This window comes from Paenibacillus sp. T2-29, from assembly GCF_052921365.1.
The window spans coordinates 214,403-228,338 of sequence record NZ_JBREVE010000005.1; the positions used below are offsets into that span (position 1 = coordinate 214,403).

Sequence of the window (13,936 nt, forward strand, 5' to 3'; positions counted from 1 at the left end):
GAAAGCGGCCTTTAATGATGTGGGGTCGCTTTTTAATTTGCCTTCTTTACATAAAGGATATGAATTGATATGATATCTGTGTTATTGTCAACCAAATAACAAATTATTAAGTTGACAATAGAGTGGATTTTCTTACGCTAAAAATCTCATCTGGTTACATGTTCATTTAAATGAGGGAGGATGAAGTATGAATTTATTCAATAAGGATGTAGATTGGGGCCGATTAGCTGAAAAAGCGATCCATTTCAGCTATCTGACGCTGGAAGAAGGTACGGCGGTACTGGAAGCGGACGATGCAGAAATATTACCGATTATGCAAGCTGCATTTCAGGTGCGGCATCATTTTTACGGAAAAAAAGTAAAGCTCAATATGATCATGAACGCCAAAAGTGGTCTGTGCCCGGAGGATTGTAGTTATTGCTCACAATCCATCGTTTCCACGGCACCTGTCAGCAAGTATAGTATGCTGGACAAGGAATCACTGTTGGCTGGGGCAAGGGAAGCCGTAGCACGAAAAGCAGGGACATATTGCATTGTAGCTTCCGGCAAAGGTCCGACAGATCGGGAGCTGGATCAGGTAATTGATGCTGTACAGGAAATTACTCGTACCATGCCGCTCAAGATTTGCGCTTGCTTGGGGATTCTCAAGGGAGATCAAGCACGGCGATTGGCAGATGCGGGGGTACACCGTTACAATCATAATTTAAATACAAGCAAGGCCAACTATCCCTCGATTACAACCACACATACATATGATCAACGCGTCGAAACTGTGAAAATGGCTCAATCACACGGAATGTCTCCATGCTCTGGCGTTATTATCGGTATGGGGGAGACGAATGAGGAAATCGTTCAAATGGCTTATGCCTTACGAGAGTTGGATGCCGACTCTATTCCGATTAATTTCCTGAACCCAGTCCCCGGAACCCCTTTAGGAGAAGCACAGCGGATCTCGCCGATCCAAGCTTTGAAGGTGTTGGCACTGTTCCGGTTCATCTGTCCATCCAAGGAAATACGCGTTGCAGGCGGAAGGGAGTTAAATCTGCGTTCATTACAACCGCTATCCCTTTATGCAGCAAATTCGATTTTTGTAGGAGATTATTTAACGACAGAAGGCCAAGAAGTTACCGCTGATCATCAAATGATAGAAGATCTTGGCTTTGAAATTGAGATGTGTGCTCTTTCAGCCGTATAATAAAGGTTGTACAAACATGGAAGGGAGAGTTGAATGATGAGCGAAAAAGTATTTATTAGTCCAGGTAAATATGTGCAAGGGAAAAATGTGATTGATAAAACAGGTGAATATGTTAAGCCTTTAGGTCATACGGCCTTGGTTATTGCGGACAAGCTGGTTTGGGAGATTGCAGCCGATCGGGTGGTCAAAAGTCTAGAACAGGCTGAGATTACGGTGGTAAAGGTTGAGTTTCAAGGGGAAGCATCCAAAAATGAAGTAAACCGTATTGCTGATGAGGGACGAAGCGGCCAGGTCGATATTGTCATTGGTGTAGGTGGCGGTAAAACGTTGGATACCGCCAAAGCCGTTAATGAGCTACTCGGTTCCTCAGTTGTGATTATTCCAACGACTGCCTCTACAGATGCACCCACCAGTGCACTATCTGTTTTGTACACCGATGAGGGTGCATTTGATACGTATTCCTTTTTCAGTAAAAATCCAAGCTTAATTCTGGTTGACACGAAAGTCATATCTCAAGCACCGCCTTTGTTCCTCTCCTCAGGCATTGCGGATGCTATGGCAACGTGGATTGAAGCCCGCGCAGTCATTGAAGCTCGTGCTACCACTATGGCTGGTGGTTTGCCAACGTTGGCGGCAGAAGCCATTGCGTCCAAGTGCGAGGAAGTTCTTTTCGATTACGGACTACAAGCTTATGAATCTGTGAAACGCAAAGTTGTTACACCGGCGCTTGAAGCGGTGGTGGAAGCCAATACGTTGCTAAGCGGTTTGGGCTTTGAAAGCGGTGGCTTGGCAGGCGCACATGCCATTCACAACGGTTTTACCGTACTCGAAGGAGACATTCATCACCTGACGCATGGTCAAAAAGTAGCCTTTGGCACCTTAGTACAGCTTGCCTTGGAAAAAAGACCTTTAACTGAGGTGGAGCGGTATATTGATTTTTATCTAAAACTGGACCTGCCTGTTACGCTGGAAGACATTAAGCTGCATGAAGCCTCACGAGAGGATTTATACCGGGTAGCTCAGGCTGCTACCAAAGAAGGCGAAACAGCTCACAATTTACCATTTGCTGTTACAGCGGATGATGTGCTTGATGCAATCTTAGCAGCTGACCAGTATTCAGTTGCCTACAAGGCTAAAATTGGACATTGAAACTAATCCCATACTAATAAAGTAGATTCAGAGGTCGCTAATAAGCGGCCTTTTTCCATTATTTAACTTGCAGCTTATGGTATGATTTTCATGGTACATAATTAGGTAATCCCGGGAGTATATTTACGGCTCCCCTAAATTTTGAGAGGAGTTTAACGATGGCAAAATGGAATGTGGAAGATCAAGGTACTCAATATACTATTGAGTATAAGCGTGGCTTTAACGGTGGAAAAGTCATTGTGAATGGTAGCGAGCAGAAGGTGAAAAGCCAGAACGCATTTTTAAACTTGATTGATTTTCCAATAAGATTAAAGGAGAAAGCTCTGAATGTTGTAGTCATTGGCAACAAAGCAGATTTAGCTGTAAACGGTATATATCTTGGGTCCAATCAACCTTATGTTCCAGTAAGTAAGGCTCCGGGCTGGAGTTGGGCTTTTGTAGTGGTCAGCTTGGTTATAGGGTGGTTATTTGCAGGCGTCTTTGGTCTGTGTTTAGGGATATTAGGTAGTATGTTCTATGTGAAATCATCTTTATCCTTACATCAAACCATTAATCGAAGAGTCGTAAGCTGCTTTATTGTCTTTTTCATCATCAGCATAGTACAAATCGTTTTTGGACTTGCAGCGAACTATTGGATTAATACACTGTGAATATAGGTAACATATCCTAACGGACGAAGCAAGAAGGCTCTCCCGCATGAAGCGGTGAGAGCCTTTTTTGCCGTGTTAGATCGCCCAATTTCCTTTACGGAAGATCGGTTCCTCAGTACCGTCTTCGGTAACGCCGTTGATGTCCATTTCACCTGAACCAATCATAAAGTCGACGTGAGTCAGACTGGAGTTCAGACCGTTGGCAGCCAACTGCTCTTGAGTCATATCTTTACCACCTTTAAGGTTGAATGCATAGGCATTACCGATAGCCAGATGGTTCGAGGCATTTTCATCAAACAATGTATTGTAGAATAAAATATTTTTGTCAGAGATCGGTGACTTGTGAGGCACGAGCGCAACCTCGCCCAGGTAGTGTGAACCTTCGTCCATTTCTACGAGATGCTGGAGAGTCTCCAAGCCGGTTTCGGCCTGTACATCGACAATACGTCCATTTTCAAAGGTCAGTGAGAAGTTGTCGATAATGTTGCCGCTGTAGCTGAGTGGCTTGGTGCTGCTGACTTTACCGTTTACTCCCGTTTTAAGTGGAGCAGTAAATACCTCTTCAGTAGGCATGTTGGCTACAAAACTATGTCCCTGTTGGTTGATGCTTTCGGCTGCTACCCACAGATGGTCTTTTGCAAGTTCGATGGTGAGGTCTGTACCTCGAGCCAGATAATGCAGCTTTTTATAGCGTTTGGAGTTTAAAATATCAGCTTTGCTGGAAAGAGTTTTCAAATGCTCATTCCACGCCTCCACAGGGTTGTCCAGATCCACACGTACAGTACTGAAAATGGCTTCCCACAGTTTATCCATTTGCTCGGAAGCTGGCAGATCAGGGAACACTTTGGCTGCCCATTCTGCTGAAGGATAAGCAATCAGAGACCAGCTGAACTTGTCAGCCATTTGGTATTCACGGTATTGCCGTAATTCATGTGATCGCACACGCTGGGCAGCGGTAATTCTGCTGGACGGAATCCCTTGAAGCAAATCAGGATTCTCGGCAATGACATGGAGTACTGCAGCGCCATTTTCCACTTCTTCAGTCATTTCGGCTGCGTACCATTTGGGAGCAATATTAAAAGTTTCATCAGGAGCTAGTTCATACTGTAATCGGGTAACCGTCTCATCACTCCATTTTACTTTTACCAGCTTGGCTCCGACAGTATACGCTGATTTAACGATAAGTCGTACGAGTTCGGCGGACGAGATTGGCGCATGAACGATAAGTGTCTGCCCAGGTTGGACATTCGCGCCCACTCGAACGGCTAATTCCGCATATTTCTGCAATTTTTGTTGAAAATCTGACATGTAACTTTCCTCCATTTCACGAAAAAGCCTCAAATAAGAATAGGGTAATTCGCACAGTTTTTTTGCAAATTCCACACATAGCTTATATATTGTACAATGTAACGAAAAGGTTCACAAATCAGTTTTGGTACTTTTTAGTGAAAATGAAAGGGCGGTTAAATAAATGACAGAGCAAAATTCTTCTCAGGAATTGAAAGAAGTACATATTCAACAGGCACAAATGACAAGAGATGAGAACGGTGCATATTTAGGTCAAGTGGTATTTGGAGTAGACGGACAGAGTTCTATATATGAAATTACCTTCCACAGTAAAAAGGGAAAGGAGTGGGATTATAGTCTCCATTTTGCTGGGGAGCCGCGCTTGGAGGAAGAAATGCTACAGATGGATAGCTGGATTGAAGAGAATGATGATCTTTTCGACTATTTGCTGGATGCGGCATGGAGTAAATTACCTGAGTAATGTAAACATGGTCTATTTTCGTGACAAGCGGATTATATTTAGCAGTGTCCGCATAATCTGCTGACATGGGGGAAGCCTATAGGTCGAGTATAACAAGAAATTCCATGTGAATAGGAGGGTGAAGCTTTGGCAAATCATCTGTTCACCGAAGGAATGACGGCAAATGAAGAGGCTGCTCCCGATCTCCTGAGCTTACGGACGCTGTTTGTAAATGTGTGTTTTATCGGAGAGCCGGGAAGCCGATCCTGGGTGCTGGTGGATACGGGGATGGCAGGATTTACAGACTCGATTATACGCCTGGCTGAGGAACGGTTTACGGGTCCTCCGGTTGCTATTGTGCTTACTCACGGTCATTTTGACCACGTAGGTTCGGTTATTGAGTTGGTACAGCATTGGGGTACGCCTGTCTATGCACACCCTTTGGAACTACCTTATTTGACGGGAATGAAAGATTATCAAAAACCTGACCCTAGTGTGGGGGGAGGTTTGATGTCGGGAATTTCCTTTTTGTACCCCAATGATGCTATAGATCTCGATGATCGCATCACCTCCTTGCCCAGAGATGGCAGTATCCCCGGCGCCCCTGGTTGGAAGTGGCTGCATACACCAGGACATACACCTGGTCATGTATCGCTTTTTCATGAGCAGAGACGCTTAATGGTGGCTGGTGACGCTTTTATCACGGTAAAGCAGGAATCGGCATTGGCTGTGCTTTTACAGGAAAAAGAAATCCACGGACCGCCTGCATATTTTACAACAGATTGGCAAGCTGCACAGCGGTCAGTGAAAATGTTAGCTGGTTTAAAGCCCGCAATTGCAGTTACAGGGCATGGACATTTCATGCAAGGTACCGAGCTGACCGATCAGTTGGAACGGCTGGCTGGGAATTTTGAACACATGGCAGTACCCAAACAGGGACGCTATGTGTAATATGTGTGAAGGACGATGCCTTGCGGGGCATCGTTTTTTTGTGTTGACGTGGAATTTTTTTGCTGGACATGGTATAGTCAAGCCAAAAGCTAAACGCTTTCATTAAACATCGTCATTTCATCAAGGAGGATTTTTGATGACACAACAGCATACTGCAATTGGTGATCTTTATTATGGAATACCGGCGATTCGTCTTAAATTTGGACGATATGAAGCGGTTGCCCTGCCAGGAAACGGCGCAAATCTGATTTCTTTTCGTGACAATGAGACGGGATATTCTTTTCTACGTGAGCCGGATGCTGAGAGCATAGAGGCTTTTAAGCAAAGTCCATCCGTTTACGGAATTCCTTTTTTGTTCCCTCCGAATCGGTATGAGGATGGAAAATTCCTGTGGAATGGTGTTACATATGAGCTGCCAATTAATGAAGAGGCTACCCATAACCATTTGCACGGCTTTTTACACACCGTTCGGTGGGAGGTTGAGGACTACGGTTCCGGGGAGCAAGGTAGTTATGTAGTAATGAATCAGCATGTAAGGGAAGGGCATCCTATGTTCCGTTATTTACCCTTCACCTTTACAATGAAGCTGACGTACAGCCTGGACGAATTCGGCCTGCATCAGCGTTATGTGATTCATAACGAGGGGGATCAGCCGATTCCCAACTTGTTTGCCTTTCACACAGCCATTCGGGTACCGTTTGTACCTGATAGCTCGCCTGAGGATTACAAGATTAAGGTTACGATCGGTGAGCGGCGTGAGCTGACAGATCGATTGTTGGCCACTGGGCAGTTCCAACCGTTATCCCCGGAAGAGGAATTGATGAAGACAACAGGAGTTAGCCCTTATTTTGCCTCTATGGATAATCATTATACGGCGGCTCCGCAAAATGGACGTAACTACATGGAACTCACACACAGTAAGACAGGTGCTACCCTTGTATACGATGTAGGCACTGCTTATAAGCATTGGATGATCTGGAACAACAAAGCGAACAAGGAATTTATCTGTCCTGAACCGCAAATGAACATGATCAATGCGCCGAATCGACCAGACTTGCCTGCGGAAGACATCGGGTTAATCGCACTGGCTCCGGGGCATATTTTTGAAACAACCAGCCGTCTGTATTGTGTTACTCCGAATAAAACAAAATCTTAATATATTCTCTATCCTCATAAGCTTGCATCGTGATGAACGATGCAAGCTTTTTCGGTTGGTAAGGTCTTATATAAAAGATAATGGGGAAGGAAGGTGAAATAGGTTGCAGAAAAGAATGTGTCATAGTATGATACGAAACAGGAGATGATCAGATGAATTATGAAATGGTGCCTTTTCAAGCCGTCAAACGCAAGCAAATTGCCGATGAAGTGGCTGAGCAGCTGCAACGAAAAATTGCTGCTGGTGAATGGAATGTGGGCACTAGGATTCCAACGGAACCCGAGCTTATGAAGCTATTTGGAGTCGGGCGATCTACAGTTCGTGAGGCGGTTAGCGTACTGGTGCATGGCGGTCTATTAGAGAAAAAGCAAGGACACGGAACCTTTGTCTGCCAACCAACGACTTCTCAAGAACCATTGGATTACCGACTAAGTCGCGCTGAAATTATTGAAGTTTATGAAGTGCGGAGCGTGCTGGAACTGGAGATTGCCAGATTAGCTGCGTTACGTCGTAATGACGAAGATTTACGCTTGATGCGGGAGGCGCTGGACCGTCGAGCTGCGACATTGGCCGCTGGAGATATGAATGGGTACTTGGATGCGGATATCACTTTTCACTTGGCTGTTGCAGCAGCTACAGGCAATAAGGTGCTTACGGACGTCTACCGCAGCTTTGTAGAGGCTATTCGCAAGGCGCTGAGCAATCTGATTACCGATCCAGCAATGCAAAATCATTTTACACTTCAACATGAAAAAATTTATGAAGCGATCTTGGAGCAGGATGGCAAAGCTGCAGAACTGTATAGTATTCAGCATTTGGACGGCACCAAGCTGGAGCTGCAAAAGCATATGGGAAGTTCTTAATTTTTTTAATCTTAAACATCAGATGATCAGATGAATGAAATGATGTTTAAACCTTCTACTTTGAGCATCTCCTAAAATCAAACCAAAGGTGGTATCTGTATGCGAAAAATATGGGTGTTGGACACAACGTTAAGAGATGGAGAACAATCACCAGGAGTTAGCTTAACTAGCACAGAAAAGGTGGAAATAGCTCTTCAGCTTCAAAAATTAGGCGTAGATCGGATTGAGACTGGCTTTCCGGCAACCTCACCTGGTGAGATCGTCAGCATGCAGAAAATTGCCAAACAGGTCACCCAAGCAACACTGGTTGGTTTTGCACGCTCGAAAGAGCAGGATATAGATGCGGTCAGAGAAGCTCTACGGGGGGCGGAGGACGCTTGTCTTCACTTGTTCCTAGCTACCTCACCTATTCATCGCCAGCATAAGCTGCGAATGGATAAAGCGAAGGTATTAGAGACCGCTGCCGCTGCCATTCGTTATGGACGCAAGTATTTTAGCAAGATAGAATTTTCGGCAGAGGATGCCAGTCGTACCGAGTTGGACTTTATTTGTGAAGTTGTAGATATGGCAATTCGCGCTGGGGCGACAGTCGTCAATTTGCCGGATACGGTAGGATATGCCTCGCCAGATCAATTTGGAGAAATGTTTAGAATCGTAAAACAACAAGTACCAGGTATCGAAAAAATACAGCTTAGCACACACTGTCATGATGATCTTGGCATGGCAACAGCCAATACGCTGGCAGCTATCCGTAACGGTGTAGATCAATTTGAAGGTACCATTAATGGCATCGGTGAGCGAGCCGGAAATACACCTATCGAGGAGGTCGCACTGGCCCTTGATACGAGAACCGATCTCTATGGTGCACAAACGAGTCTGATTTTGGAGGAGCTGTATGCCACCAGTCGACTGGTAAGCAAACGTACGGGGATGTCGGTACCAGGAAACAAGGCTATTGTGGGGGCCAATGCATTTGCACATGAGTCCGGTATCCACCAGGACGGAATGCTGAAGGAGCGTACAACGTATGAGATCGTGTCCCCTGAGCGCATTGGTCTGAAGACGAGTAAACTTGTATTAGGCAAGCATTCGGGACGTCATGCGTTTAAGGAAAAGCTGGCGGACATGGGCTTTGATGTTTTGACAGAGGAACAGCTTCAGGATGCGTTCCGCAAATTCAAAGCCTTGGCGGATAAGAAAAAACAGGTGCTGGATGAAGATTTACTCGTCTTGATGGATGAAAGCCGCAATGCCTCGCCTCAAATTTACACGCTAAGTTCCATTCAGGTGTCCTATGGTAATCAGTCGGTCCCAGTCGCCTCCATACGGCTGAATAAGCAAGATGGTACATCGATTGATGAAGTAGCGATGGGTAATGGTTCTGTAGATGCGATTTTCAATGCGATAGACAAGGCCAGTGGGGAAGTGGTGGAATTGGAGGATTACTCCATCCAGTCTGTAACGTACGGCAAAGATGCGTTGGGGGAAGTCCACGCTATTTTGAGGCAAGGTGAATACACAGCACTGGGAAGAGGTACAAGTACAGATATTTTGGAAGCTAGCGCTAAAGCTTATATCGACGCACTAAACAAGCTACTGGGCAGAAAAGAAGTTCATGCCAAAAGCAACATCACGATTAGCTGAGACTGGTAATCAAGCTCATAGCTGAATTTTTCTTCTGTCTCTCCTCTAACCCTATTGTAAAAAAAAGCGATTGCAAAATATATGATAACATTTGAAATTTAATGTATAATAGGCAAAGAAGATCACCATATTTTGTCTGAATTACATAGGCCAAGAGGAGGAAATGAGTTGAACTACCGCATTGAAAAGGATACGTTGGGCGAAATCAAAGTACCGGCAGACCGTTTGTGGGGAGCGCAAACACAGCGCAGTAAGGAAAATTTCCCGATTGGTTCGGAGAAAATGCCATTAGAGGTCATTCAGGCGTTCGCGGTGCTCAAAAAGAGTGCGGCGATCAGCAATTATAAGTTGGGTAAGCTATCTCAGGAAAAGCAGGACGCCATTATTTATGCAGCGGACGAAATTTTAGCTGGACGAGTCGATGACCATTTCCCGTTGGTTGTATGGCAGACAGGGAGCGGAACGCAGTCCAATATGAATGTCAATGAAGTGATTGCTCATCTGGGAAGCCAATGGCTTCAAGAACAGGGAAAAGATGCGAAGCTGCATCCGAATGACGATGTGAATATGTCACAAAGCTCAAATGATACGTTTCCTACAGCCCTTCATGTAGCAGGTGTTATTGCCGTCGAGGACCGTTTGTTGCCTGCCATTGATAAGCTGAAAGAGACTTTTCAACAGAAGTCAGAACAATTCAAGGATATCATCAAAATTGGCCGAACCCATTTACAGGATGCGACACCACTAACACTGGGTCAGGAAATCAGCGGCTGGTATGCCATGCTGGATAAAAGCAAACGAATGATCGTCGATACGGTTCAATATATGAAGGAGCTGGCGATTGGCGGAACAGCAGTGGGTACAGGAATTAATGCTCATCCAGAGTTTGGTTCCCGAACCTCTGCGGAAATATCCGGCTTCACTGGTAAAACGTTCACTTCTGCACCTAATAAATTTCATGCACTGACCAGTCACGATGAAGTGGTGGCTGTACATGGAGCAATCAAAGCGTTAGCTGCAGATTTGATGAAAATCGCCAATGATGTTCGCTGGTTGGCTAGTGGTCCACGGAGCGGCTTGGGCGAAATCACGATTCCTGCTAACGAACCGGGTAGCTCCATTATGCCTGGTAAGGTAAATCCGACCCAGAGTGAAGCACTAACGATGGTCGTTACGCAAGTCATGGGTAATGATGCAGCCATCGGCTTTGCAGCAAGTCAAGGAAATTTCGAACTGAATGTGTTTAAGCCAGTAATCATATACAATTTTTTGCAATCAGTTCATCTGCTGGCTGATTCCATCATTGCTTTTAATGACAACTGTGCCGTCGGCATCGAGCCTGATCTCGCTAAGATTGAGCACAATTTGAATAATTCACTGATGTTGGTGACAGCATTGAATCCACATATCGGCTATGAAAATGCCGCTAAAATCGCCAAACTTGCACATGCGGAAGGACTGTCTCTAAAGGAAGCGGCACTCCGTAGCGGACTGCTGACTGAAGAGCAGTTTGACCAATATGTTGTACCGGCGCATATGATTCATCCTAAAGCCTAAAGTACGGCAATTGTCGCAGCTTAACACCTATAAAAATTACAGACCAGCTTATGGAGTGCCGATTTAGCACAGACCATGAGCTGGATTTTTTAATTTTCTCCTATAATTTTTTTTACTTAAGATTAGTATTCTATGTGATTTGAGGGTATATAGTTAGAAGGCGAAAAAATGAACATTTATTTTCAAGATAGGAGAAGCCGTATGGAACAGACAACCGTGATTAATTTGATTGTGCTTTTGCTGTCCGGCTTGCTGCTGGTCGGTGTGCTGACTACCAAATTTTCCAGCCGTTTCGGTATGCCTGCGCTTGTTTTGTTTATTGCCGTAGGTATGGTGCTCAGTCAGTTTATTTATTTTGATAATGCCTTTATCACACAGCTGGTGGGCATTCTTGCGCTCATTGTAATCTTGTTTGAAGGCGGGATGCAGACAAAGTTTGCAGATGTTAAGCCAGTAATTCGACCTGCGTTGTCATTATCAACGTTAGGAGTCATCATTACGACTGTAGTCATTGGCGTCTGCGCCAAGTTTATTTTAGGGGTGAGCTGGATGGAATCCATGCTGTTTGGCGCTATTGTTGGTTCGACGGATGCGGCAGCAGTGTTTTCCGTTTTAGGAGGTAAAAACATCAAAAAGCGAATTACCTCGACGCTTGAAGCGGAATCCGGCAGCAATGACCCGATGGCTGTATTTCTCACAGTAACATTGATTGAGCTGATACATCACCCTGAACAATCCATTTGGATACATATCTTGTTGTTTTTATGGGAAATGGGTTTTGGTTTAGCCGTTGGTTTTGTACTCGGACGCTTAGGTGTATATGCGATTAATAAAATGAATTTTGATTCATCCGGTTTGTATCCTGTGATGGCATTGGCATTTGCGGTATTGACGTATGCGGCGGCATCGTTACTGGAGGCGAGCGGATTGCTGGCGGTTTATGTCATGGCCATTGTATTGGGAAATTCCGACTTGACCTACAAGCGATCCATTATTCATTTTAACAATGGCTTCGCCTGGATGGTGCAGATTATGATGTTTGTCCTGCTCGGCCTGTTGGTCTTTCCCGATCAATTGCTGGGCATTGCGTGGCAAAGCTTGGCGCTTTCCTTCATCCTCATGCTCGTGGCTCGTCCAGTAGGCGTGTTCCTAAGCTTGCTTTTTTCCAGGTACTCTGTACGCGAGAAGACACTGTTATCCTGGGCAGGACTGCGGGGGGCGGTACCCATTGTACTAGCAACTTATCCATTACTGGATGAAATGGATGTAGGACCTTTATTTTTTAATGTTGTATTTTTCGTCGTGCTCACTTCTGCGATTATCCAAGGTACCACAATCTCGTGGCTAGCGGTGAAGCTTGGCTTGATGGACCCTAACGAGACATCGTCTCCTTCACTGCTGGAATTAGTTTCTCTGGGAAAAACCACTTCGGAAATCAACCACATTCAGGTACAAAAGGGGATGTCGATAGCGGGCAAGGCGATTCAGGATATACAGCTGCCTGAAGATATCTTATTTACAGCCATTATTCGGGACGAGCAAATTATTGCCCCGAGAGGCACGACCGTGATTGAACCGGGCGATACTTTGTATGTGCTTAGTCCCAAACTCAAGCGACAGCAGATGAAAGAGCTGTTCATGCTGCTCGAACCGGAGGCTGCTCCGTAAATCGGATATCCCCCCTATAGTTACAACCCTTCACATTTATGTGAAGGGCTTTTTGCTGTATTCTTTTTCAGAGTGGATGAATCTGTTAAAAAATTGACACTATCATTCTACAAAATTAGTTTATGATATTGTCGTTAGATGTCGCAGCCTATCGTTACTGATCATTTGATGGGCAATAGTGATGAAATACGATAGAAGTCACCAAACAGGAGAGATGATGAATGAAACCGGAAGTCTTGCCACAGCGTGCAGCAGCTCGCAGGCAGAAAAATAAGAAAAAGAAACGGAAAGGAAAATTTGGTCGCTTTATGCTGCGACTTTTTATTGTATTCCTGTTAGCGGGAATTGGAGGTGGTGCATGGTTGTTTTTAACCCCTTCTGGCAAGGACATGCGCTATTTGGCTGCAGACACGCTGATTACGACTCAGCATCGTCACTGGGCGAAATATTTTATCGGCGAAGCAGAGGCGAAGCAACGAGTGGCTGAATATTCGGCCCGGTTCGAAGAGATGGGTGAAGAGAAGGATAGACATACAATCAACTTGCCTGATCTGATACCTACTAAAGTACAACAAGCGCCGTTGGTTGAAGTGGAAGAGGTGTCAGGTCGTAACTATCATGGCTATGTTATGACGGTGCATGACCCCACTAAAATTAGGCTCGGGGTTCCTGCTAAAGTCGGCCGGGGAGAACATGTATCTAGCATGGTCGAGCGTTTGGGGGCTGTTGCTGGGGTGAATGGCGGTGGATTCGCTGATCCCAACTGGAACGGGAATGGCTTTAAACCGATTGGTGTTGTCATTTCTCAGGGTCAGATATACTACAACGATATGGGTAAAAATGCCTCTGTTCAAATCGTAGGTATTGATAAACAGGGAAAAATGATAGCCGGCCACTATTCGTTGTCCGAGTTGTCCAAAATGAATGTGCAAGAAGCGGTTACCTTTCAGCCACGCCTAATCGTGAATGGAAAAGGTCTGATTCGCAATGCAAGCGAGGGATGGGGAATTGCTCCCCGAACTGCAATGGGGCAGAGAGCAGACGGGGCAGTTATTTTTGTAACCGTCGACGGTCGCCAGCCTGGGTACAGCATCGGTGCCAACTTGTATGATATGCAAAATATTTTACTTAAACATGGAGCGGTTATCGGTGCTAATCTGGATGGAGGTTCGTCAACCGTGCTCGTCAAGGACAACACCATTGTCAACAAGCCTTCCTCTGAATACGGTGAACGGTATTTGCCGACTGCGTTTCTCGTATTTGAGCATCCAGAGACCGTCAGTATCCCGAACATATGGGCAGGGATGAAACCTGGGGACATTGATGCAGCCAAAAAGAAATAGAGCGGGAATGAAC

13 protein-coding genes are annotated in these 13,936 nt (G+C 45.2%); 11 read left to right on the forward strand and 2 right to left on the reverse strand.

All coding sequences use genetic code 11. From position 1 onward, the window contains the following. Positions 1-187: 187 nt before the first annotated feature. The 3 genes from bioB (at position 188) to ACU1JV_RS16305 (ending at position 2,994) form a co-directional block, all read left to right on the forward strand. A complete protein-coding gene (gene bioB / locus ACU1JV_RS16295; protein WP_413986200.1) occupies positions 188-1,195 on the forward strand; it encodes a biotin synthase BioB in 1,008 nt (335 codons plus the stop codon). Between the two features lie 36 nt (positions 1,196-1,231). Continuing rightward, the gene (locus tag ACU1JV_RS16300; protein WP_413987572.1) at positions 1,232-2,344 is read left to right on the forward strand and encodes a glycerol dehydrogenase; all 1,113 of its coding nucleotides are present in this window, start codon (positions 1,232-1,234) and stop codon (positions 2,342-2,344) included. A 158-nt stretch (positions 2,345-2,502) separates the two neighbouring features. Further along, a complete protein-coding gene (locus ACU1JV_RS16305; protein ID WP_025678931.1) occupies positions 2,503-2,994 on the forward strand; it encodes a hypothetical protein in 492 nt (163 codons plus the stop codon). A 75-nt stretch (positions 2,995-3,069) separates the two neighbouring features. On the opposite strand, the gene ACU1JV_RS16310 is transcribed toward ACU1JV_RS16305, so the two are convergent. Beyond that, the gene (locus ACU1JV_RS16310; RefSeq protein WP_413986199.1) at positions 3,070-4,302 is read right to left on the reverse strand and encodes an aminopeptidase; all 1,233 of its coding nucleotides are present in this window, start codon (positions 4,300-4,302) and stop codon (positions 3,070-3,072) included. 163 nt (positions 4,303-4,465) lie between these two features. Between ACU1JV_RS16310 and ACU1JV_RS16315 the strand changes: the two genes are divergently transcribed. The 5 genes from ACU1JV_RS16315 to ACU1JV_RS16335 all read left to right on the forward strand — a co-directional run bounded on the left by ACU1JV_RS16315 (position 4,466) and on the right by ACU1JV_RS16335 (position 9,355). Then, the gene (locus ACU1JV_RS16315) at positions 4,466-4,762 is read left to right on the forward strand and encodes a hypothetical protein (RefSeq protein ID WP_013371376.1); all 297 of its coding nucleotides are present in this window, start codon (positions 4,466-4,468) and stop codon (positions 4,760-4,762) included. Positions 4,763-4,888: 126 nt separating this feature from the next. After that, positions 4,889-5,692 (forward strand): MBL fold metallo-hydrolase, encoded by an 804-nt coding sequence (locus ACU1JV_RS16320; protein ID WP_090738981.1) that lies wholly within the window; start codon positions 4,889-4,891, stop codon positions 5,690-5,692. 136 nt (positions 5,693-5,828) lie between these two features. Further along, the gene (locus ACU1JV_RS16325) at positions 5,829-6,848 is read left to right on the forward strand and encodes an aldose 1-epimerase (protein ID WP_025678930.1); all 1,020 of its coding nucleotides are present in this window, start codon (positions 5,829-5,831) and stop codon (positions 6,846-6,848) included. Positions 6,849-7,000: 152 nt separating this feature from the next. Continuing rightward, a complete protein-coding gene (locus tag ACU1JV_RS16330; protein ID WP_413986198.1) occupies positions 7,001-7,711 on the forward strand; it encodes a FadR/GntR family transcriptional regulator in 711 nt (236 codons plus the stop codon). A 99-nt stretch (positions 7,712-7,810) separates the two neighbouring features. Beyond that, entirely contained in the window at positions 7,811-9,355 is a 1,545-nt protein-coding gene (locus ACU1JV_RS16335) for a 2-isopropylmalate synthase (protein ID WP_058830850.1), read from the forward strand. Here the strand turns inward: ACU1JV_RS16335 and ACU1JV_RS16340 are convergent. Continuing rightward, positions 9,348-9,446, reverse strand: coding sequence for a DUF3953 domain-containing protein (locus ACU1JV_RS16340; protein WP_413986197.1), 99 nt, complete (start codon positions 9,444-9,446; stop codon positions 9,348-9,350). The genes ACU1JV_RS16335 and ACU1JV_RS16340 overlap by 8 nt on opposite strands. Before the next feature lie 77 nt (positions 9,447-9,523). Here ACU1JV_RS16340 and fumC point away from each other — a divergent pair, with 77 nt between their 5' ends. The 3 genes from fumC (at position 9,524) to ACU1JV_RS16355 (ending at position 13,923) form a co-directional block, all read left to right on the forward strand. Continuing rightward, complete coding sequence (fumC, locus tag ACU1JV_RS16345) at positions 9,524-10,912, forward strand: class II fumarate hydratase (protein WP_025678927.1); 1,389 nt, start codon at positions 9,524-9,526, stop codon at positions 10,910-10,912. Between the two features lie 201 nt (positions 10,913-11,113). Then, complete coding sequence (locus tag ACU1JV_RS16350) at positions 11,114-12,580, forward strand: potassium/proton antiporter (RefSeq protein ID WP_040103652.1); 1,467 nt, start codon at positions 11,114-11,116, stop codon at positions 12,578-12,580. Positions 12,581-12,801: 221 nt separating this feature from the next. After that, on the forward strand, positions 12,802-13,923 hold the full coding sequence (locus ACU1JV_RS16355; protein ID WP_413986196.1) for a phosphodiester glycosidase family protein: 1,122 nt from the start codon (positions 12,802-12,804) through the stop codon (positions 13,921-13,923). Positions 13,924-13,936: the final 13 nt, after the last annotated feature.

Excerpts from the sequence above, each read along its gene's own strand:
- ACU1JV_RS16355 (WP_413986196.1), top strand. The coding sequence starts at position 12,802 with ATGAAACCGGAAGTCTTGCCACAGCGTGCAGCAGCTCGCAGGCAGAAA.
- ACU1JV_RS16315 (WP_013371376.1), top strand. The coding sequence starts at position 4,466 with ATGACAGAGCAAAATTCTTCTCAGGAATTGAAAGAAGTACATATTCAA.
- ACU1JV_RS16305 (WP_025678931.1), top strand. The coding sequence starts at position 2,503 with ATGGCAAAATGGAATGTGGAAGATCAAGGTACTCAATATACTATTGAG.
- ACU1JV_RS16330 (WP_413986198.1), top strand. The coding sequence starts at position 7,001 with ATGAATTATGAAATGGTGCCTTTTCAAGCCGTCAAACGCAAGCAAATT.
- ACU1JV_RS16300 (WP_413987572.1), top strand. The coding sequence starts at position 1,232 with ATGAGCGAAAAAGTATTTATTAGTCCAGGTAAATATGTGCAAGGGAAA.
- ACU1JV_RS16325 (WP_025678930.1), top strand. The coding sequence starts at position 5,829 with ATGACACAACAGCATACTGCAATTGGTGATCTTTATTATGGAATACCG.
- ACU1JV_RS16350 (WP_040103652.1), top strand. The coding sequence starts at position 11,114 with ATGGAACAGACAACCGTGATTAATTTGATTGTGCTTTTGCTGTCCGGC.
- ACU1JV_RS16335 (WP_058830850.1), top strand. The coding sequence starts at position 7,811 with ATGCGAAAAATATGGGTGTTGGACACAACGTTAAGAGATGGAGAACAA.
- ACU1JV_RS16310 (WP_413986199.1), bottom strand. The coding sequence starts at position 4,302 with ATGTCAGATTTTCAACAAAAATTGCAGAAATATGCGGAATTAGCCGTT.
- bioB (WP_413986200.1), top strand. The coding sequence starts at position 188 with ATGAATTTATTCAATAAGGATGTAGATTGGGGCCGATTAGCTGAAAAA.
- ACU1JV_RS16340 (WP_413986197.1), bottom strand. The coding sequence starts at position 9,446 with ATGTTATCATATATTTTGCAATCGCTTTTTTTTACAATAGGGTTAGAG.